The organism is Microtetraspora sp. AC03309 (genome assembly GCF_020826795.1).
Lineage (GTDB): Bacteria > Actinomycetota > Actinomycetes > Streptosporangiales > Streptosporangiaceae > Microtetraspora > Microtetraspora glauca.
Genome location: NZ_JADDIL010000197.1, coordinates 1 through 1,446, shown reverse-complemented (window position 1 = coordinate 1,446; position 1,446 = coordinate 1). Strand labels below are relative to the sequence as shown.

The following is a 1,446-nucleotide window of genomic DNA, read 5'->3' as shown; positions in this document are numbered from 1 at the left end:
GAGCAATCGTCAAGACCTGTGGATCAAGATCTTTTAGGCGGCTATCGACGGGTCCTCAATGGCCGGTGATTCCTCGGGCCGCTCGACGAGCTTGCCCTTGACGAACGTTGCCCCGGCGCGGACCAGGGCGACGAGGTGCGGCGCGTTGACCGCGCGCCAGCGCTTCTGCGCCGACTCGATCAACTTGAAGGCCATCGCCAGCCCCGCTGCGCGGGAGCCCGGCCCCTTGGTGACCTTGGTCCGGTGGCGGACGGTGGCGAAGGTGGACTCGATGGGGTTGGTCGTGCGCAGATGCACCCAGTGTTCGGCCGGGAACGCGTAGAAAGCGAGCAGCTCGTCGAGGTCATCGATGACCTTGGCCACGGCCTTGGGGTACTTGGCACCGTAGGCGGCCTGGAAGTCCTTCACCGCGCGCTCGGCGTGGTCCTTGTCCTCGGCGTTCCAGATCTCCGCCAGCGCCTTCTTGGCGGCCGGGTGGGCCGACTTCGGCAGCACCCCCAGCACGTTAGAGATCTTGTGAAACCAGCACCTCTGGGCCCTGGTCTGCGGAAACACCTCGCCCAGCGCGGACCAGAAGCCGAGCGCGCCATCCCCGACCGCAAGCACCGGCGCCCGCATCCCACGTCGCTTGCAGTCGCGCAGCAGGTCCGCCCACGACTCGGCAGACTCCCGGTAGCCGTCGGTCAGCGCGACCAGCTCCTTGCGTCCGTCGGCGCGCACGCCGATCACCACCAGCAGGCACAGCTTGTGCTCCTCCAGCCGGATGTTGACGTGGATGCCGTCGACCCACAGGTAGACGTAGTCCACGCCGGACAGGTCACGGGCGGCGAAGGTGCGCTGCTCGCCCTTCCAGGTCTCGGTCAGACGCGTGATCACCGAGGCGGACAAGCCCGCTGTCGAGCCGAGGAACCGCCCCAGCGCGGGGACGAAGTCCCCTGAGGACAGGCCATGCAGGTACAGCAGCGGCAGTACCTCGGTGAGCTGCGGCGTCTTGCGGCACCACGCGGGCAGGATCGCCGAGGAGAACCGCTTGCGCTCGCCGGTGGCCTCGTCGACGCGCTTGTCGTTGACCCGGGGAGCCTTCACCTCGATCGCGCCGGCCGCGGTGAGGATGTCGCGCGGCTGGTGGTAGCCGTTGCGCACGACCAGCCGGCGGCCGCCCTCGTCACGTTCGTCGGCGAACGCGGCGATGTAGGCATCCACCTCGGCCTGCAATGCGGCGGCGAGCATCTTGCGGGCTCCCTCGCGCACGAGCTGGTCGATCAGCGAGGCCGGCGAGTCGCCAGTCGCACGGTCGTGGTCGTCAGCGGGCAGCTCTGGGACTACGGTGAGCATCTGGGTGTGCCTTCCCGACCGACGTTGGCGCGTCGGCCTGCTTGAGATACCTGATCAGATTCGGGAAGGTACACCCCTTCCCGTCAGATCCACAGGTTTCAAGCATTGCTC

1 protein-coding gene is annotated in these 1,446 nt (G+C 67.8%); it reads right to left on the bottom strand.

Annotated features, from left to right (window positions below):
* Positions 1 to 33: 33 nt before the first annotated feature.
* Positions 34 to 1,335: an IS256 family transposase gene (locus IMZ11_RS42250; protein WP_228649153.1), complete on the bottom strand. Its 1,302-nt coding sequence runs from the start codon at positions 1,333 to 1,335 to the stop codon at positions 34 to 36.
* Between the last annotated feature and the right edge of the window lie 111 nt (positions 1,336 to 1,446).

Coding starts and splice junctions, on each gene's coding strand:
- IMZ11_RS42250 (WP_228649153.1), bottom strand. CDS start 1,335: ATGCTCACCGTAGTCCCAGAGCTGCCCGCTGACGACCACGACCGTGCG.